Genomic DNA, 19466 nt, shown 5'->3' on the forward strand with positions numbered 1-19466 from the left:
AAGCAGGGCGCGATGTTCAGGCTTGGCGGCGCTCGTCCTCTTGCTTGGCGGCGACGCGCTCGAGCTCGCCGGTCTCGCGCAGATAGAGCTCGTGCACGCGCGCGGTCAGCTGCTCGACCGTGAGGTGCGCGAAGCTCTCGTACGGGATCTCGGGCAGCACACGGACGCCGATCTCGTGGTGGCCGCGCAGCACGAAGCCGTGCTTCGGCAAGGCGTCCGCCGTGCCGGAGATCACGATCGGCAGGATCGGCACGCGCGCTTCGAGCGCGAGCTGGAAGGCGCCGGGCTTGAACGCGCGCAGGCGGCCGTCGGGCGAGCGCGTGCCCTCGGGAAAGATCATCAGCGAGCTGCCCTCGGCGAGCGTCTTGCGGCAGGTCTCCATCATCTGGCGAATGCTGTTCTTGTCGCCGCGCCGCAGCTTGACGTAGCGGTTCAGACGCATGTTCCAGCCGATCGCCGGGATGCGGAACATCTCCGCCTTCGACACCCACTTGAAGTGCCGCTGCAGGCGGAAGAGCACGAGGATGTCGAGGAACGAGAGGTGGTTCGCGACCATGACGTAGGTCGCACCGGGGCGGATGTTCTCGCGCCCGACCACGTGCACCCGCCAGATCGGGTTGAGCCAGGTGTAGAGCGACGCCCACCAGCAGGTGAAGCGGTGCAGCAGGCGCAGCCGCCGATCGAACGGCACGGTGACGAGCCAGATCAGGAGCGCGATCGGGAAGAGCAGGAGCGAGGTCACCCCGATCCCGACCCAGAAGAGCACGGACAGAACTGCGGCGAGCACCCTCGACGCCTAGCAGGCGACGTGCGCCGCGGCACGGCCACCGCGCTAGCCGCTTGGCCCACCGCTCGCTTGCTCGCCGTCACGCGTATTCCGTCGCTCCGTGGCAGCGGTCGCGGCGCGGCGGACGTCGTCCTCGACCGCCGCGGCGACGATCTCCGCGAGCAACCGGTTGCCGCGCGCGTTCAGGTGCCAGTCGCGCGCGAAGAAGACCGCGCGTCCCTCGCCCCCGCGCTCGCGCATCGCGGTGCCGGCGTCGATCGCGCGCACGCCGCGCTCGCGGAGCCGCTCCACCAGGTCGCCGTAGATCTCGCGGTCGCCGCCGACCAGGTCCTGCTTGCACGGCATGACCACCGCGCGCACGACGAATCCTGCGTCGCGCCCGCGGCGCTCGAGGTCCTCGAGCTGGGCTACGATCTTGGCGCGCTGCCAGATGCCGAGCGCGGCCTCGTCGAGCTGCGGCAGCCGTCGGAACGGGTCCGCGCGGTGCAGCGTGCCGAGCACGGCCTGCACGCTCTTCAGCTTGCGTACCGGACGCGGCAGCGCGGCGAAGAGGCGTCCTTGCAGCAGCACCCAGCTGCTCCAGGTCGGCAGCTCGACGAGACGCCCCGCCTCGAGGTCGTAGAGCGACATGTCGGCGTCGTAGCCGACGTCGGAGCAGTGGATGCCGAACAGCACGACGTCCGGGGAGAGCGCGAGCCAGCGCTCGACGAGCGCGCGGTAGGTCTGGTCGCTGCCGTAGCCCGGGACGCCGGCGTTCAGCACGGTCGCGGCGAGCCCCCGCGCGCCGAGCTCCGTCTGCAGCAGCGCCGGGTACGTGCCGTCGTCCGGCATGCCGTGGCCGTAGGTGAAGGAGTCGCCCGCGGCGAGCACCGTCACGTCGCCCGAGCTGCGCGCTCCGGGCGCCGCGCCGCGCAGGCCGAGCGCATCGATGGTCGTCGTCTCGGTGAACTCGTCGGTGCCCCAGGCGCCGCTCGCGCCCGGCTCGAAGGTCCACAGGAGACGCTCGTCCAGGCGACAGCACGCGCTCTGCCGGGCGGCGAAGTGGAGACCTGCCGCCGGGTCGGCGACGAGCGCGCGCACGCCGAGCTCGAGCGCCGCGACCAGGAGCACCGTCGCGACGAGCAGCACGAAGAGCCGGCGTCGCATGGTCGCGCTCGCGTACCAGCTCGCGCGCCGGGAGACGAGCGTCAGCGACGGAGAGGCTGGCAACCAGCGCCGAGCGGACTTACGCTGCACGTGTGACGAAGCGCGAGCAGCTCCGCCCCGGCGTGGTGCGCGGCAGCTGGTGGCGCCGCCTCGACGACGGCCGCCTCGAGTGCGTTCTGTGCCCGCGTCGCTGCCGCCTGCACGAAGGCCAGCGTGGCTTCTGCTGGGTGCGCGAGGCCGGCGCCGACGCGATCTACTTGACGAGCTACGGACGCGCGTCCGGCTTCTGCATCGACCCGATCGAGAAGAAGCCGCTCGCGCACTTCTACCCGGGCACGAGCGTGCTCTCGTTCGGCACCGCGGGCTGCAACCTCGGCTGCCGGTTCTGCCAGAATTGGGACATCTCGAAGGCGCGCGACGACGACCGGCTGCTCGACAGCGCCTCGCCCGAGGCGATCGCCGAGGCCGCCGTGCGCACCGGCTGCAAGAGCGTCGCCTTCACCTACAACGACCCGGTGATCTTCGCGGAGTACGCGATCGACACGGCGATCGCGGCGCACGAGCGCGGCGTCGAGACGGTCGCGGTCACCGCGGGCTACGTCACCGCCGAGGCGCGCCCCGAGTTCTTCCGGCACGTCGACGCGGCGAACGTCGACCTCAAGGGCTTCACCGAGGAGTTCTACCGCAAGCAGTGCCTCGGCCACCTCGAACCCGTGCTCGAGACGCTCGCATGGCTGCACCGCGAGACCGACGTCTGGCTCGAGGTGACGACGCTGCTCATTCCCGGGCACAACGACTCGGACGCCGAGATCGACCGCCTCGCGGCGTGGTACCTCGACCATCTCGGAGCGGACGTGCCGCTGCACTTCACGGCCTTCCATCCCGACTTCCGCATGCGCGACGTGCCGCGGACGCCGGCCGCGACGCTCGTCCGCGCGCGCGAGCGGGCGCGCGCCGCGGGCCTGCACCACGTCTACACCGGCAACGTTTCGGATCCGGCCGGGCAGTCGACGTACTGCGCGGGCTGCGGCGCGCTCGTGATCGAGCGCGACGGCTACGAGCTCGGCGCGTGGCGGCTCGACGAGCACGGACGCTGCCGCGCCTGCGGCACGCCGCTCGCCGGACGCTTCGATGCGGTCCCCGGCACGTGGGGCGCGCGACGCGCGATGGTGCGGCTCGCGAGCTGAGACGATGTCCGTCTGCTGCGCAGCGCTGATGTGTCACGCGCCGATCGTCGTGCCGCCGATCGGCGGCGCGGAGGGTGCCGCGTGCCGTCGCACGACCGAGGCCATGGCGCGTCTCGCGGAGCGCGTGGTCGCGCACGAGCCCGATCGCCTGGTCCTGATCAGCCCGCACGCGCCGCGCGACCCAACGCGCTTCGGCGTCGTCTGCGACGAGCGCATCGCCGGCAGCTTCGCGCGCTTCGGCCACAGTGACGTCGCGCTCGAGCTGCCGGGCGCGCCGGACGCGGCGCGCGCGGTCGTCGAGCAGGCCGCGCGTCGGGGCGTCGGCTGCGTCACACGCAGCGGAGCGGACCTCGACCACGGCAGCATGGTGCCGCTCTGGTTCCTCGTGCAGGCCGGCTGGCGCGGCTCGACGCTGAACGTCGCGCTGCCGTACGACGAGGACCCCGACGGCGAGGCCGAGCGCGCGCTCGGCGGGGCGCTGCGCGCGGCGTCGGACGCGCTCGGCGAGCGCTGGGCGGTGGTCGCCTCGGGCGACATGAGCCACCGGGTCACGCCGGGCGCGCCCGCGGGCTTTCACCCGCGCGCGTCCGAGTTCGACCGCTGCTTCGTCGCGGCGCTCGAGGCGCGCGACTACTCCGCCGCTTGCCGTCCGGACCCGGTGCTGCGCGAGCTCGCGGCGGAGGACGTGGTCGCGTCGACGACGGTCGCGCTCGCGGCCGCAGGATTCGCGAGCGACCGCGGCACGGTGCTGTCCTACGAGGCGCCGTTCGGCGTCGGCTACGCCGAGGCCCTGCTCTACAGCGACGCGAGCGGCGCGCCCTGACCCTCGGCGCCGGCGTTTGGAGCCGGGCGCGGAGGTGTGCGAGGACTGGACGGCGAAGCCACGTGCGCTTCGCACGAAGGAGGGAGAGAGTTGGCCGTCTTGTCGGGCGACGTTCCGTTTCGCGTCCTGCCGCAGCTCAACGACCACAACCGCGACTTCTGGACCGCCGGCGCGCGCGACGAGCTGCGGCTCTGGCGCTGCGGCGACTGCCGCTACTGGATCCACCCGTGGCAGCCGATCTGCCCGCAGTGCCGCTCGAAGAACCTCGCCACCGAGGCGACGTCGGGCCGCGCGCGGCTTGCGACCTACACCATCAACCACCAGCGCTGGATGCCGGGTCCGGAGATTCCCTACGTGGTCGCGATCGTCGAGATCGTCGAGCAGCCATCGTTGCGCTTGACGACCAATCTCGTGAACTGCCCGCACGACCAGATCCGCATCGGCATGCCGCTGCGGGTCGTCTTCGAGCATCACCCCGATCCCGACGGCGACGTCTACATCCCACTCTTCGAGCCGGAGGTCGCGTGATGGGTGCCGCGGAGAGAACGAGCTGCATCAGCGGCGTCGGACAGTCCGACGTCGGGCGCCGCCTCGGACGCGATCCGCTCGAGCTGACGCTCGACGCCTGCCTCGCCGCGATCGCGGACGCGGGACTCGAGGTGCGCGACATCGACGGGCTCTCGACCTATCCCGGACCGATGGCGACGCCGCCGGGCTTCTCGGGCGCGAGCGCGTACGAGGTGATCGACGCGCTCCGGCTGAACGTCGGCTGGTACGACAGCGGCCTCGAGACCTCGGGCCAGCTCGGCTCGGTGATCAAGGCGGCGCTCGCGGTGTCGGCGGGGCTGTGCAACCACGTGCTGTGCTTCCGCTCGGTGTGGGAGGGCAGCGCGCAGGGCATGCAGGGCCGCGCCGCGGTCATGCCGGGCGGCGGCGGAGGCGGCTCGTTCAAGGCGCACGGCTTCCTGCAGTGGCAGCTGCCGTTCTCGGCGCCGTCGGCCGCGGTGTGGATCGCGATGTTCGCCCAGGCGCACTTCCACCGCTACGGCACGACCAAGGAGCAGATGGCCTGGATCGCGCTCAACGGACGGCGCAACGCGCAGCTCAATCCGAAGGCGATCTACCGCGACCCGATGACGCTCGACGACTACATGGCGTCGCGCATCGTCGCCACACCGTTCTCGCTCTTCGACTGCGACGTGCCGTGCGACGGCGCGACCGCGGTGATCGTCTCGCGCCTCGACCGCGCGCGCGACCTGCGCCATCCGCCGCTGCGCATCGAGTCGGTGGGCGCGGCGCTGCGCGGGCGTCCTTCGTGGGACCAGTACGAGGACCTGACGACGATGCCGAACCGCGACGCCGCGGCGCAAATGTGGTCGCGCACCGACCTCAAGCCGAAGGACGTCCAGATGGCGCAGCTCTACGACGGCTTTTCGTTCTTGACGATGTCGTGGCTCGAGGCGCTCGGCTTCTGCAAGGTCGGCGAGAGCGGGCCGTTCATCGAGGGCGGCCATCGCATCGCGCGCGACGGCGAGCTGCCGCTCAACACGCACGGCGGACAGCTCTCGGCGGGACGTCTGCACGGCTACGGCTTCCTGCACGAGGCGGCGCTGCAGATGTGGGGCGTGGCGGGCGAGCGGCAGCTCGCGCGTCCGCCGGAGATCGGCGTGGTCGCCGCCGGCGGCGGGCAGACGTGCGGCTGCCTACTGCTGGTGCGCGACTGACGGTCGCCCGGCAAGATCTCATTCTTGACGCAGCACGCACGCCCGGCGCATAAGGCCGAAGGTTCGCCCGCAGACCACGAGGGGCGGTCATGCTGCGACACGACGACTCGCCGATGGTGGCCGTCTTCAGCCACCCGAACCACGAGCTCGCGGTCTTCGGGCTCCTGCAGTCCGAGCGACCGGCGCTCGTCTATTTGACGGACGGGGGAGGCGAGCGGCGGGTCGAGCAGACGCGGCGCGGCCTCGCCGGCATCGGTCTCGCCGACAGCGCACGCTACCTCGGCTACGCGGAGCGCTCCTTCTACGAGGCGCTGCTCGAGCAGGACGTCGCCTTCTTCCTCGAGGTCGCGGCGCGCGTGCGCGACGCGCTGACCGAGGTCGCGCCGTCGCGCGTGCTATGCGATGCTGTCGAGTTCTACAACCCCGTCCACGACCTGTCGCTGCCGATCGTTCGCCGCGCGCTGCGCGGCGCCTCGCAGGCGGAGGTTTTCGAGGTGCCGCTCGTGCAGCAGAAGAACGACGAGATCGAATCCTATCGCGTGCAGCGGATGAGCGACGGCGACAGCGGTCCGCAGCTCGCGTGGCGGCTCTCGCTCCAGCAGGTCGAGGCGAAGCTCGAGGCCCGCGATCGGATCTACACGATCCTCACCGAGCAGATGGGCGACGTGCTCGCGAGCATCCCGCCCGCCGATCTCGCGGTCGAGATGATCCTGCCGGCGCGCTCGACGCTGCCGAAGCCGGGCGGCGAGCGCGTCCTGCGCTACGAGCGGCGCGCGCGGATGCTGCTCGCGCGTGGCGAGATCGAGCGCATGATCACCTTCGCCGGGCACTACCTGCCGGTGGCGGAGGCGCTGTTCTGAGTGCGCGCGCAGGACGCGGACGCCGAGGCTCGGGTACGAGAGGCTGATTCGCGGGTGCAGATCGTACAGCCGACGATCGACGTCTGCGTCGCGTCGTACAAGCGACCGCAGCAGCTCGAGACGCTCCTGCATTCGCTGGTGACGCAGGAGACCGATGGCGAGATCCGCTTCCGGATCGTCGTCGCCGACAACGACGCCGCGCGCACGGCCGAGCCGGTGGTGCGCGCGTTCGCCGCTTCGGGCATCGAGCTGCGCTACGACGTCGAGCCGCGGCAGAGCATCTCGCTCGCGCGCAACAAGGCGCTCTCGCTCGCCAGCGCGGGCCTGATCGCCACCACCGACGACGATCTCTACGTCGAGCCGCGCTGGCTCTTGACGCTCTACCGCGCGATGACGGCGTACGACGCGGACGTCGTGCACGGGCCGGTGATCCCGGAGTTTCCGCCGCGGACGCCCGCGTGGATCTGCGACTGCCCGATCTTCAACCGACCGAACCCGCCGACCGGGTCGACCGACGGCTACGTGTACAGCACCGCGAACGCGCTCTTCCGACGCAGCCTGATCGCGGATCGCGCCACACCGTTCGACCCGCGCTTCGGGCGGACGGGCGGCGAGGACAGCGCGTTCTTCAACGGCCTGCGGGATCGCGGCGCGCGCATGGTCTGGTGTCGCGAGGCGCAGGTGATCGGACCCGTGTCGCCGGCGCGCGCCAACCTGCGCTGGCTCCTGCAGCGACGCTTCCGCTACGGCAACCTGCACCCGCTGAACGGCGTGCGCCCGACCCGCCCCAGCGACGTCGCCGCGGTCGGGACGGAAGCCGTCAAGCACACGCTCGCGGCGCCGCTCTACCTCGCGGCCGGGCTCGTCGCGCGCCGCCATCGCGACCGGGGCATGAAGGCGCTGCTCGCGCTGCTGCTGCACGCTGCGTTCGTGCTCGGCGTCGTCTCGCACTACGTGGGCTACGTGTACGAGGAGTATCGGCCGCGGTAGCCCCGTCGCTTGCCAGGCCGGGGACGAGCGTGCGAAGCGAGCCGCCGGAGGCGAGGGACATGACGGACGACGACCTCCAGCGCACGCTCGTCGAGCTCGAAACCGCACGCACGCGCGCCTGGCTCGAGCGCGACCGGCAGCGGCTCGCGGAGCTGCTCGACGACGAGTTCATCGAGATCAACTACGTCGGCCGCATCACGAAGCAGCAGGTGCTCGACGAGCTGTTCGCGCGCGTGCGGCTCGTCGCCCTCGAGCCGGCGGACTACGCGCTGCTGCGCGCGGGGCGCGACGCGGCGCTGCTCAGCTACCGCTGCACGGAGACCGTCGAGATCGACGGGCAGAGGATCAGCGGCGCCTTCCACGTCGGCGCGCTCTACGTGCGCGCCGAGAGCGGCTGGCGGCTGCGGAGCTGGCAGATCACGCCCTGGCAGGGCGCGCCCGCCTAGCGACGACGGCGTCGCGGCGCCGCGCGTCGCGCGGCGCGGGCGCTCACCTGCGCGGGACCGATGTCCGCGGGGTCGGCGTGTGCGTGCCCGACGCACGTGCGTCGGCAAGCGGCGTCTTGCCGGCGGCGTTGCCGGCCTCGCGATCGAGCTCGAGGAAGCGCGCCGCCGCGGCGTCGAGGAACGCGCGCATCCAGCTGCTGCGCGCGAGCTCGCGGTCGAGCGCGCGGCGCTCGACGAGCAGCGCCGTGACGTCGGTCAGCGCCTCGACGTTGGCCGTGCGCGGCGCCGCCGAGAACAGCCCGACCTCGCCGAAGACCTCGCCCGGGCCGACGATCCGGATGACGTGCTTGACGCCGCTCGCCTCGCGGTAGATCTCGCAGTGTCCTTCGGTGAGCACGTAGGCGAAGCCGCCTGGCTCGCCGGCGCGCAGGATGAGCTCGCCCTTGCGAAAGCGTCGCACGGGGAACCAGCCGCCGCTGTGCAGGAAGGCCTCGAGGTCGAGCTTCAGCGCGGCGACGCTCGGGTAGCGGTCGTCGGGATGCGCGCTGAGCGCCCGGCGCGTGATGCGGCCGAGCTCCGCCGGCACGTCCTCGGTCGTCGCTTCCTCGGGCGGGGCGATCGCCGCGGTGCGGATGCGCTCCCAGACGCCGTCGTCGGCCTCGCGGCCGTGGGGCGGCCGGCCGGTGAGGATCTCGTAGAGAATGCCGCCGAGCAGGAAGACGTCGGTGCGCTCGTCGATCTGCGCCCGATCGCCCGCGGTCTGCTCGGGGGCCATGTAGGCGAGCGTCCCGCAGAGCGCGGTGCTGGTGTCGCTGTGCTCGACGGCGTCGGTCGGCGTCGCCGCCGCACGCGCGTCGCGGATCGCCGCCAGACCCCAGTCCATCACGTAGACCTGCCCGTGGCTGCCGACCATGACGTTGCTCGGCTTGAGGTCGCGATGGATGACGCCGCGGCTGTGCGCGTAGGAGACCGCGTCGCACACCTTGAGGACGATCTCGAGCAGCGGCTCGAGCCGACCCTCGACCAGCGGCACGCCGCGTTGCTCGTCGAGGATCGCAGCGAGCGTGCGACCCTCGACGAGCTTCATCAGGATGCTGGGGCCTCCTTCGTCGGCGCTGCTGACGTCGTAGACCGGCACCACGTTCGGGTGGTCGAGCCGGCTCATGACGCGCGCCTCGTCGAGAAAGCGCGCGAGCGCCTCGTCGGAGGCGTTGTCGGCCGGTCGCTTGAGCGCGGCGTGGCGGTGCAGGCGGCGGTCGAACACGCGGTGCACGAGTCCGCCGCCGCCCCGGGCGATCAGGCCGTCGTCGCGCAGCCGCGCGCCCGGGTCGTCGGTCTGCCGTGTGTCAGAGGTGTCGGGCATGACGGCTGCGTCCAGGTGAGGAAGCTCGCGCACCCAACCGCCTCAAGGCTCCTCGATCGGCTGCACGACGGCGTTGTCGCTGGAGTCGGGAAAGACCTTGCGGATCTTCGGATTCGGCTGTGTCGAAGGGGGCGGACCGTTGTAGGTCGGCACCGGGGTCACGAACAGCACCGTGATGTGCTTGACGCCCTCGGCGACGACGACCTCCCATCGCTTCGAGCCCATGGTGCGTCCGTTCACCCAGAAGTACTCGCATGGCTTCTGCGTGCCCGCGCTCGCCGCCTGCTGGAACGTCTCGCAGACGAGGCGCATGCCGGCGCGGAGCAGCTTTTCCGTCTTGATGCCCTTCCAGTAGTGGTTGGTGTCGTTTGGGTAGCCGAGCCAGTGCTCCTTGAAGTGCTTGCTCATGGCCGCCGGCATCTGCCCCGCGGATCCAGCCCCGTCGACCAGCGTTAAGATCGCATCCATGTCGCTGATCGACGTATCTTGCAGGATCTCGAGCGCACTCAGGAATTTCGAGTTGGTGTGCCACCCGGGCTTCTGGGATTGCTCCTCGAACTGAAGGAAGATCTTCGGCTTCTGGACGACGTCATTGGCGCCTGGCATGTCGACCTCCTTGTGCTGCCGTGCTCGACGCACGGGTCCTATGCTTGACGCGCCCGCGAGGGCGCTACCAGACCACCTCCAGCAGCTCGAACGGCTGTGAGAGCCCCCGCAGCGGGAAGCGCCCGAGCGGGCGCATCGTGACGCCTGCGTCGCGGCACAGCTCGGCGACGGCGGCGCTGACCAGGATCTGCCCCGGTCCCGCGAGCGCGCAGATGCGCGCGGCCGCGTTGACCACCACGCCGAAGAGATCCTGCGCGGCGGCGACGACGTCGCCGGCGTTCATCCCGATCCGGACCTGCAGACCGGCGCGTGCGCCGGGCGAGTCCGGTCGCGCGAGCGCGTGCTGGATCTCGGTCGCGCAGCGCACCGCGGCAGACGCCGACGAGAAGCTCGCCATGATGCCGTCGCCGGTGTGACGCACCTCGCTGCCGCCGGTGCGCGCGAGGCAGTCGCGGACCAGGTCGTCGTGCAGGCGCTGCAGGCCGTACGCGGGCAAGTCGCCGAGCCGATCGAAGAGCACGGTGGAGCCGCCGACGTCGGTGAACATCACGACCTGCGCCGGGACGCGGCGCGGCGCGCTCTGCGCGACCCGCACGAGCAGCAGCCCGCGCCGTCGCGCGATCTCGATGGCCTCGCGTCGCGTGCGCGCTCCGAGCCGCGTCAAGATCTGCTCGACGCGCAGCGCGACCGTCGCCGGGCTCAGCACGAGCTCGTCGGCGATCTCGCCGTCCGTTCTTCCCGATGCGATGCGCACCAGCACGGCGACGTCGAGCGGGCCGAGGCCGGCGTGCGCCGCGGCCTCGAGCGCCGGCGTCGGCAAGCGCTCGGCGTCGACGCCGAGCTCGACCGCGAACCGAGAGGCGCGCTCGAACGACGGCGTCATGCCGAGCTCCGCGAACGCGCGCAGCGCGGGGAGCAGCAGCGCGCGCGCCCGCTCGGCGTCGTCCTCGCGCCCCGAGCGCGCGAGCAGCGCCGCGTAGTCGGCGCGGGTCTGCGCGAGCGCCGCGTGCGCGCCGCATTCCCGTGCGGTGCGCAGCGCCGTCTCGAACCACTGGCGCGCGTCCTGCGTGCGCCCGATCCGAGCCGCGGTGAGCCCGAGGACGCGCGGGACGAGCGCCACCCAGCCGAGGCTGAAGACCATCCCGCGCGCCGCCGCGTGCTCGAGGATCGCGTGCACCTCGGGGACGAGCGCGGTCGTGCCGAGCTCGTCGCACGCCTCGCCGAGCGCGCAGTAGACGCCCATCGCATTCGCGTCGCTCGCGTCGTCGGGCTGCGGGGGCGGCAGGCTTTCGATGGTTTGACGCAGCGTCTCGCGCTCCGCGAGCGACGACTCCGAGGCCGCGCGGACCGCCAGGCGGTAGATGTACGCGGCGATCTCGATCGACGGACCGGGCTCCTCGAACACGGCACCCGGCTGCGCGAGCGTCGCGAGCGCGTCCTCGGCCTCGAGGAAGGCGCCGCGCAGCGTGCGTGCGCGCGCGAGCGCGGGCAGGAACAGCGGCCCGGCCCACGGATAGCCCGAGCGCTGCACGAGCTGCATGGCGTGGCTCGCCTCGCTCTCGACGCGCTCGAAGTCGCCGCGCGCGAGCGCCGCACATGCAGACGCGGCGCGCGCGAGCGAGTGGTCGCCCCAGTCGTGCACCGAGCTCGTCAGCGCCTCGGCCTCGCTGCACGCCGCGTCGACCCGGTCGAGGCGTCCACTCCAGAGAACCGGCAGCGGCAGGCGCTGCACGAGGTGGCTCAGCAGCCAGGCGTCCGACGTGCGACGGGCGGCGGCGATGCCGCTCTCGAGATGGCTCAGCGCGTCGCCGAGCCGCAACGACTGCATGCTGACGAGGCTCAGCGAGCGCTCCGCTTCCGCGCGCAGCCGCGCGTCGTCGAGCTCGTCGGCGATCCGCAGGGCGCGCGTCGCCATCTCCGCCGCGCGCTCGCTCCGCCGCGCGGTCCATTCCGCCTGCGCGATCTCGGCGAAGGCCGCGCTCGCGAGCGCGGGATCGTCGCTCGCCAAAGCGGACGCGGTCTGCTCGAGGGCGGCGGTGTCGATGTGCGTCCCGTACGGAACCGACGCGAGCGTGAACTGCGCGCGCGTCCAGCCGGCGAGCGAGGACACGACGCCGCGTGGATCTCCGCAGCGCTCGTAGAGCCGTCGCGCGCGGAGGAAGTTCTCGACGCAGGGTGCCGCGTCCTGATCGCGGTAGTGCGCTTCCGCCGCGCGGTAGTGCAGGCGGGCGAGCTCTGCTTCGGGGAAGTCCGGCAGCCGAGCCGCGGCGACGAGCGCCGCCTCGAAGAAGGTGGACGCGAGGTCCCACGAGGCGCACGCGAACGCGCGCTCGGCCGCGTCGCCGGCGCGGCGCACGACGCGCGCCGGATCCGCTTCTCGTCCGGCCGCGATCAGGTGGCGCGCGACGTCGAACGGATCCGGCTCGTGCCCGGTGTCGGTGCCCGCGTCGAGCGCGTCGGCGACGCGCAGATGGAGCCGTGCGCGCTCGCTCGCCGGCAGCTCGAGCTGCAGGGCCTGGCGGATGAGCGCGTGCTTGAAGCGGAAGCAACGGCCGTCACCGCGCAGCAGCCCCTCGCGCGTGCCCTCCGCGAGCGCGCTCGCGACGGCCGCCTCCGATACGTCGACGACCGCGCGCAGAAAGCTCGCCGACCAGCGGTCGCCGAGCACGGCCGCGGCGGAGAGGATCTCTCGGCAGCCGGCGCCGAGCTGGCGCAGTCGCTCGGACACCGCCTGCTCGACGTCCTCGGGCAGACGAAGCGTCGTGTGGTCGTCGGCGATCGTCCAGTGGCCGGCGCTCTGGTGCAGCGTCCCGTCGTGCAGGAGCTGCGCGACGAGCGTCTTGATGAAGAGCGGGTTGCCGCGCGTCGCCGCCGCGATCCAGCCGACGAGACGATGCGACGGGCGCTCGACGCCGAGCTGGCAGAGCATCTCGCGCGCGGCGTGCTCCTCGAGGCCGCGCAGCTCGAGCCGTCCGCAGATCGGCTCGCGCAGGATGCGCGCGAGGATGCGGGCGAGGATGCGCGCGCTCGGCGCCGTCGCGTCGAGGTCGCGCGTCGAGGCGACGACCAGCAGCCGGACGCCGCCCTCGAGCGCCGCGTCCGCAGCCGCGAAGACCAGGTGCGCGAGGAGCTGCAGCGAGCCCTCGTCCGCCCAGTGGAGATCGTCAAGCACAAGCGCGAGAGGCTCGGCGCGGGCGAGCCCGAGGATCGCCTGCGCCGCCGAGCGCAGCCAAACGGCCCGGTCGTTCGCTCCCGACTCGAGCGAGCGCTGCGTCTTGACGGCGGGCTGCGTCGCCGGGTCGCAGGGTCCGGCGGGTGAGGCGTCGTCGAGCGCGGGCACGCGCGACCCGAGCGCCTCCTTGAACAGCAGGTATGGCGCCGACACGTCGGCGTAGCCGCGCGCCGCGGCCCGCGTGAAGCCGCGCGCGACCGCGGCGTGCTGCAGCTCGCGCAGCAGCCGCGTCTTGCCGATCCCGGGCTCGCCGATCACCACCGTGACCTGCGGCTGCCCGTCGAGCGCGGCTTCCATGCAGCCGCGCAGCCAGCGCATCTCCTCCTCGCGGGCGACGAGGACGTTCGAGCGCGCGCCTTCGTGCGCCCGCAGGGGGGAAAGGCTGCCGCTGGAGACCATGATCGCCACTCCCGTCTCAGTGCGCCGCGGGGTAGGGGTCGGTGGTGAGGCAGCCGCTGCAGGAGAGGTCGGCGAGCGCCGCGAGCGCCGTCTTGCGCTCGGGAGTTTCGGTGAAGGTGCGCTGCGCGCCCGGCTTGAAGCAGGTGTCGATGTCGCTCGGGTCGGCGACGGTCAGCACGGCCTCCGTCAAGAACATCGACAGATCTGCCTGCTTGCCGAGCGGCGTGGTCGGGTCGACGTGCGACGCGCGCGTGGCGGTCTCGCCGCTGTGGCAGCCGTTGCAGGTGCTGCGCGAGAACGCGAAGCGGTGGTCAGCGTCCAGGCTGCCGTCAGCGGGTCCCGACCAGAAGAACCCGAGCTCCCGGTGGCAGTCGCTCAAGCGCGGGAACATCGTGGCGCTCCAGCCGAGGAAGCGCGCGCCGTCGACCTTCTCCGGCGCGCAATGCGTTTCGTTCTGGATCGCGTCGGCGTTGGCGGTCACGTACGCGCCGAGCTCGCTCGTGCGGTTGAGCGTCTCGAGCGGCGTCTGCTCGAGCGGCTTGAGCACGAGGGCGCCGTTCTCGACGGCGAACGAGCGCATCTCCCACGGTTCGACCTTGCCGGTTCCCGTCGGGGCGAGATCGAGCTCGCTCGTGCGGATGCGCTTCAGCGTGCCGGGCTTCGTCGTCACCTTGCTCGTGAGGTCGGCGAGCGCGGCGTTGAACGCGGTCGCGTCGGTCGCCGGATCGAGCTCGGCGAGCTCGATCCACTGCCTCGCCAGGTCGCGCATCTCGATCGGCGGAAGACCGCTCTGGTCGTACTCGAAGATGACCGACATCCCGCGCGGGGAGAGCTTCTGCTCCTCCTCGGAAACCAGCCCGAAGACGAAGCGCAGCTCGCCGCCGCTCGATGGACAGGCGCGCTGGCGCAGCTCCAGATCGAGGCGATTGACGATCGCCAGGAGCCGGAACGGCGCCTTGTCGAGATCGAGCGTCTCACCGCCGCTCGCGGTGAGCCACGGCAGCGTGATCAGGGCGTTGACCTCGTCGCGCGCGGCGACGTCGGCCCCGTCCATCGGCTGCGCCTCCTCCCAGTGTCGCAGCCAGCTCAGCACCGCGGCCGGAGCCTCCGCTCCGAGCGCCTCCTTCATCAGCGTGGCGAAGGTCCATTCGCCGCCCGGCGTGCCGTTCGAGTTGGTGTGGGGATCGAACGTCCGCGTCGCGTCCTGCACGACGTTCAGGTGCCGGATCAGGATCGAGCGCTCGGGATCGATCGAGCTCGAATCGGTCGGCAGCGACTCGAGAAGGAGGAACTCCTTGCCGGCGATATCGGGCGCCTCACGGAGCATCGCCCTGCCGGTATAGACGCCGTCGCGCGGCTCCCTGTCGTGCTCGCGGCCGAGGTCGTTGAGCCGCGCCGTCTCGACGAGCTCGTCGCGGAACAGCTCGAGGCGCGAAGGATCCGGCTCACGGTAGAGCGGCCCATCCGGCAGCTGCACCTCGACGAGCACCTGACGTGGGTCGGGCGCGCCTTCGAGCGGCCGGATCCTGATCGTGGCGGCCTTGATCGAGCCGGGCTGCGCGGGCTCGTCGTCCGCCGTCGCGACTCGTGGCGCCGATCCGAGCTGGACGGCCGCGGTCAAGAATACGAGCGCCGCGCAGCGTCGGGCGCAGCACCGCGAATGCTTCGACCGGACGCCGTGGGCGCTCGTGCGAAAGCGTACCTGCGAGAATTGCTTGTCGCCGCCCACGATCGAACCTCCGGGACCGGCCGGGTGCGAAGCGCTTCTCGGCGACTGCCACGAAAGCGTGACGCAAGTAAAGAGTTTTCTTTGATCGCCGATTCGCGAAAAATGCTTTACGCGGGCGAGTTGGGATCGGAAGGGTGGGGCTCGAGAGCGCCGCCGGCGTCAAGAAAAGGTGGCGGCGCTCGCGGCATTGGCGAGCCCCGGACGTGCGGCGTCCGGGGCTCGCGCGAGCGTCAAGCAGTCTGGGCGGCGGGGCGGCGCGGCAGGCGCCAGTGCGGCCGCGGGTAGTGGCAGGTGTAGCCGCCGGGGTTGCGCAGCAGGTAGTCCTGGTGCTCGGGCTCGGCCTCCCAGAAGGGACCGGCCTCCTGCACCTCGGTGACCACCGGACCGGGCCAGAGGCCCGACGCGTTCACGTCGGCGATCGTCTCCTCGGCGATCCGCCGCTGCTCGTCCGACAAGTAGAAGATGGCCGAGCGGTACGACGGGCCGATGTCGTTGCCCTGGCGGTTCTTGGTCGTCGGGTCGTGGATCTGGAAGAAGAACTCGAGCAGCTCGCGGTAGGAGAGCTGGTCGGGATCGAACACCACCTCGACCGCCTCGGCGTGCGTGCCGTGGTTCCAGTAGGTCGCGTTCGGCACGTCGCCGCCGGTGTAGCCGACGCGGGTCCGGATCACTCCGGGCAGCCTGCGGATCAGGTCCTGCATGCCCCAGAAGCACCCACCCGCGAGAATCGCCGTTTCCGTCTTCGCCATCGTCAGGTCTCCCTGTCGTCTCGCCACGGTTCGCCCTCCGGGGCGCCGCGGCCGAGCTTGTCGGGCAGCGGCTCGCCCTCGGGAACGAACTGCAGCGACACCGAGTTGATACAGTAGCGCAGCCCCGTCGGCGGTGGACCGTCGGGGAACACGTGCCCCTGGTGGCCGCCGCAGCGCGCGCAGAGCAGCTCCGTGCGGATCATGCCGTAGCTCGTGTCGCGCTCCTCGCGCAGGTGCTCCGGGTCGAAGGGCGCGGTGAAGCTCGGCCAGCCGGTGCCGCTGTCGAACTTCTGCCCGCCGCGGAAGAGCGGCAGGCCGCAGAGCCGGCAGGTGAACACCCCCGGACGCTTCTCGTGCAGCAGCGCGCCGCAGAACGGCGCCTCGGTGCCGTGTCGCAGCAGCACCTGCGCTTCGGTGGCGCTGAGGTCCGCCTCGAGGCTTCGACGCTGCTCGGGCGAGGGGGGCGAGAGATCGAATCCCGTGCGGGAACGTGTGGCCATGTCGGTGCTCCTCGTCCGATGCTCGCGCACGGCGCGTCGCGGCGCCAGCGCGGCGACGCTCAGGTCGCGTGCTCGAACGTCGGACGAGCTTTCCGCGCGCGCGGGTCTCTTTCAATTCCACGCGGAATGTGGCGGATGCGCGGGCGAGGGCGCGACGGAGTCCTACGCTGCGGCCACGGCCCAACGAACGCGAGCGGCGACGCCCGCAGGGGCATCGCCGCTCTCTTGCCGGTGCAGCGTTCGGACGTCGCGCCGCACGCCGCAGCTTGCGCAGCCCGGGGCCGCGTCCTCGTGCGAGCCCGGGCTGCGTGTCGCGTGGCGGTCAATCCAAAAGCGTCTCCACCCGGTCGAGGAACGCGCGCGACGCCGAGCCCGCGACGCCGGGAACGTCCGGGCAGGTGATCGGCGCCGGCGAGCCCGGGACGCCGAGGAACTTCACCGTCGAGTCGTTGCGCGCGAGCGGCGGCTTGGCGAGCGCGGCCGCGCACCAGGTGACGCCGCGTCCGAGCCGCAAGCGCAGCGCCATCTGTCCCTGCGGGGCGCCGGCGAGCTCGTACAGCCCGTTGCCACGTCCCTTGATCGTCACCTTGCCGCCGCCGACGACGATCTTGGTGATCGGGCCCTCCTTGCCCTTCTTGTCGACGTACTTGTAGCCGCGCGAGCTGGCGTCGCCCGTGCGCCGCCAGCGTGCCGCCGGGAGCGCGATGCGCGCGACGTCGCCGGGATCGCCGCCGACTCGGTAGACGAAGAGCTCCGCGCCCTCGACCGTCGGATCGCCGACGCTGTCGAAGTCGGGCGCGACGACGTCGCTCGGCGCCGGGCGCGAGCGGAAGACGAGCCGACGCAGGTCGGGATCGATCGGTGGCGTCGCGTCGTCGGTGAGGCGCAGCGCGCGGGTCTGGACGCCGACCGTCGGCGCGGGCGACGGCGTGGGCTGCGGCGTCGGCTTCGGGGTCGGCTGCGCCGTCGGACCCGGCGGGCTGACGAGCGAGCGCACCTCGATCACGAGCCCGCCGGCCGGCGTGATGCGCGCGACCGGCTCGAACACCGTCCCGCAGGCCGCGGCCGCATCGCCGAGGTCGAAGCGGATCACGTTCGCGATCGGCGCGAACTTCTCTCGGACGCGGCTCTCGATCGTGCTCTCGACCCGCACCGGGCAATCCTGGCCGACGAACCCGTCGGCGCCGCTGCAGAAGATCCCCGCCAGCGCCTGGGTCGTCCACGACGCGTCGGCGTTGACGTCGAAGCTGTCGGGCACGGTCTCGACCGTGAAGTCGATGCCGCTGCCGCTGCACGCCATCGTGAAGCGAAGCTCGAAGTCGACGTCGACTTTTGGATTGAAACCGGTGACGTCGGCTTCGAGGTCGAGATCGACGTGCACCGTCTGCGTATCGACCCGCGACACCTCGACGTAGGCGCCGCCCTCGAGGCTGCCCCACTCGAGGCTCGTGCCGCTGATCGCGTGGCCGACGATGCCCTCGATCCGCTTCTCGAGGTCGCCGCGCGTGATCTCGAGGATGCGCACGGTCTCGCCGCGCAGCAGGCGCTGCGCCGCGTCCGCGGGAACGAGGTTCGGTCGGTAGGTGGACCACACCGGCGAGGCGCGCAGCTCCTCGTGCGTGATGCCGAGCACGTACTCGTACTTCGCGCGCTTACACGGCGAGAAGGTCTTCTCGATCATGGTCTCGTCGTTGATCAGCAGCGCGACGCCGGCGACGCACCACTCGTCGTCGCCGCTCTTCATGATGCTGACCTCGGTGATGTCGCCCATGTCGGAGATGTGGTCGAGGTTGAGGTCGTACACCTCGACGGCGCCGCGCTCGTGATCGTCCCCCGGACGGTCGAGCTTGGTCAGGTTGCCGTACGGCTCCTCCCAGCCCGCGAGGTCTTCGTAGAGCGCGCCCATGTAGCGGCGGTTCAGCGCGACGTCGACCGCGTCGTCGGTGCCGTCGGAGCTGCCGTTGCCCGTGCGGATGACGAGCTGCGCGCGCCACACCGAGCGCGACGGCCGCTCGCGCGTGAACGAGCACACGACCGACGACATGTAGTCGGCGAACTCCGAGAAATGGTCGTGCGGCACGATCTGGTAGCAGTACAGCGTGTCGGGCTTCAGGCTGCCGTGCAGGATGCCCGGCAGCGCCTTCGTCGACCCGATCGGCGGCAGCGGATCGACGACGATCGAGCCATCGACGAACTCCTTGCAGCCGTTCGGGCTCGCCGGCAGGTCCATCACGATCTGCCCGCCGAGCTTCGCGATGTCGCCTTCGATCGGCGCCATCGGGTCGTTGGTGCGCCACAGGTGGTTGCCGGTCTCGATGCGCGAGCCGTCGCACCACTTGAACTTCATCGTTCCGGTGCCGCGCTCGAGAAGCGACAGCCCGGGGCGCGCGAGGTCGGGGATCGGCGTCGGCTGCGGTGGCGGCGGGAGCGGGCTCGGCACCGGGTTGGTTGGATCGAAGATGCCGCCGCCGCCGGGGCCGCGGCCGATCCCGCCGCCGCCCGGGAAGCGCGGGTCGTCGAGCGCGCTTGCCGTGGTCGCGAGCGCGAGTGACAAGCATAAAACGCCGATGCTCCCCACCACGCGCTTGCGCGACGTGAGGGAAGCGGCGGCCGGGTAGCGACGAGAGCCGACGAACGACGAGCACATGCTGCGTGTCTCCTTTGGGTGCTTGACGGCGGCGCTCCACGCGCCGCTCGGCAGGCGTGGAGCAACGCCGGTGCCGCGGCAAAAATGCAGTCCTGGCGCGGGATTTTGGCGAGATCGCGTGGCGCCGGCGGGGCGTCGGATCACACGGATATATCGATGCGATGGAGCCGTGGGCGGGGCGTGCTGCGTCGCGCGCACGTTGAGATCGCGGGCGATGCGCGCGGGCGGCACGCGTCCTGCGCTGCGACCGCGTAGAACCCCCCGGGTTGATCCACCGG

16 protein-coding genes are annotated in these 19466 nt (G+C 71.8%); 7 read left to right on the forward strand and 9 right to left on the reverse strand.

From position 1 onward, the window contains the following. Positions 1-16: 16 nt before the first annotated feature. Complete coding sequence (locus VIS07_04825) at positions 17-787, reverse strand: lysophospholipid acyltransferase family protein (protein ID HEY8514823.1); 771 nt, start codon at positions 785-787, stop codon at positions 17-19. A 45-nt stretch (positions 788-832) separates the two neighbouring features. Continuing rightward, positions 833-1933, reverse strand: a complete 1101-nt coding sequence (locus VIS07_04830) for a GDSL-type esterase/lipase family protein (GenBank protein HEY8514824.1) — start codon at positions 1931-1933, stop codon at positions 833-835. Between the two features lie 92 nt (positions 1934-2025). On the opposite strand from VIS07_04830, the gene amrS reads away from it, so the two are divergent. The 7 genes from amrS to VIS07_04865 all read left to right on the forward strand — a co-directional run bounded on the left by amrS (position 2026) and on the right by VIS07_04865 (position 7963). Then, positions 2026-3120: an AmmeMemoRadiSam system radical SAM enzyme gene (gene amrS / locus VIS07_04835; GenBank protein HEY8514825.1), complete on the forward strand. Its 1095-nt coding sequence runs from the start codon at positions 2026-2028 to the stop codon at positions 3118-3120. A gap of 4 nt (positions 3121-3124) precedes the next feature. Next, positions 3125-3943 carry a class III extradiol dioxygenase subunit B-like domain-containing protein gene (locus VIS07_04840; protein ID HEY8514826.1) on the forward strand — a complete coding sequence of 273 codons (819 nt, stop codon included), beginning with the start codon at positions 3125-3127 and terminating at the stop codon, positions 3941-3943. Positions 3944-4033: 90 nt separating this feature from the next. After that, complete coding sequence (locus VIS07_04845) at positions 4034-4471, forward strand: OB-fold domain-containing protein (protein ID HEY8514827.1); 438 nt, start codon at positions 4034-4036, stop codon at positions 4469-4471. Next, on the forward strand, positions 4471-5667 hold the full coding sequence (locus tag VIS07_04850) for a thiolase family protein (GenBank protein HEY8514828.1): 1197 nt from the start codon (positions 4471-4473) through the stop codon (positions 5665-5667). The genes VIS07_04845 and VIS07_04850 overlap by 1 nt, the downstream gene beginning before the upstream one ends. Before the next feature lie 89 nt (positions 5668-5756). After that, positions 5757-6527 carry a hypothetical protein gene (locus tag VIS07_04855; GenBank protein HEY8514829.1) on the forward strand — a complete coding sequence of 257 codons (771 nt, stop codon included), beginning with the start codon at positions 5757-5759 and terminating at the stop codon, positions 6525-6527. Positions 6528-6581: 54 nt separating this feature from the next. Beyond that, entirely contained in the window at positions 6582-7517 is a 936-nt protein-coding gene (locus VIS07_04860) for a glycosyltransferase (GenBank protein ID HEY8514830.1), read from the forward strand. A gap of 59 nt (positions 7518-7576) precedes the next feature. Then, a complete protein-coding gene (locus VIS07_04865; GenBank protein ID HEY8514831.1) occupies positions 7577-7963 on the forward strand; it encodes a nuclear transport factor 2 family protein in 387 nt (128 codons plus the stop codon). A gap of 43 nt (positions 7964-8006) precedes the next feature. Here VIS07_04865 and VIS07_04870 read toward each other — a convergent pair whose 3' ends face one another. The 7 genes from VIS07_04870 to VIS07_04900 all read right to left on the reverse strand — a co-directional run bounded on the left by VIS07_04870 (position 8007) and on the right by VIS07_04900 (position 19095). After that, the gene (locus VIS07_04870; GenBank protein HEY8514832.1) at positions 8007-9326 is read right to left on the reverse strand and encodes a protein kinase; all 1320 of its coding nucleotides are present in this window, start codon (positions 9324-9326) and stop codon (positions 8007-8009) included. A 42-nt stretch (positions 9327-9368) separates the two neighbouring features. Then, positions 9369-9932 carry a hypothetical protein gene (locus VIS07_04875; GenBank protein HEY8514833.1) on the reverse strand — a complete coding sequence of 188 codons (564 nt, stop codon included), beginning with the start codon at positions 9930-9932 and terminating at the stop codon, positions 9369-9371. Positions 9933-9996: 64 nt separating this feature from the next. Further along, the gene (locus tag VIS07_04880) at positions 9997-13563 is read right to left on the reverse strand and encodes an AAA family ATPase (protein HEY8514834.1); all 3567 of its coding nucleotides are present in this window, start codon (positions 13561-13563) and stop codon (positions 9997-9999) included. A 16-nt stretch (positions 13564-13579) separates the two neighbouring features. Continuing rightward, positions 13580-15184: a hypothetical protein gene (locus VIS07_04885; GenBank protein HEY8514835.1), complete on the reverse strand. Its 1605-nt coding sequence runs from the start codon at positions 15182-15184 to the stop codon at positions 13580-13582. A 338-nt stretch (positions 15185-15522) separates the two neighbouring features. Further along, positions 15523-16041 carry a peptide-methionine (S)-S-oxide reductase MsrA gene (gene msrA, locus VIS07_04890; protein HEY8514836.1) on the reverse strand — a complete coding sequence of 173 codons (519 nt, stop codon included), beginning with the start codon at positions 16039-16041 and terminating at the stop codon, positions 15523-15525. A gap of 2 nt (positions 16042-16043) precedes the next feature. Next, positions 16044-16541 (reverse strand): peptide-methionine (R)-S-oxide reductase MsrB, encoded by a 498-nt coding sequence (msrB, locus tag VIS07_04895; GenBank protein ID HEY8514837.1) that lies wholly within the window; start codon positions 16539-16541, stop codon positions 16044-16046. 322 nt (positions 16542-16863) lie between these two features. Continuing rightward, positions 16864-19095 (reverse strand): hypothetical protein, encoded by a 2232-nt coding sequence (locus VIS07_04900; GenBank protein ID HEY8514838.1) that lies wholly within the window; start codon positions 19093-19095, stop codon positions 16864-16866. Between the last annotated feature and the right edge of the window lie 371 nt (positions 19096-19466).

The sequence above is a fragment of the Candidatus Binatia bacterium genome, from assembly GCA_036563615.1.
Taxonomy (GTDB): domain Bacteria; phylum Desulfobacterota; class Binatia; order UBA12015; family UBA12015; genus DATCMB01.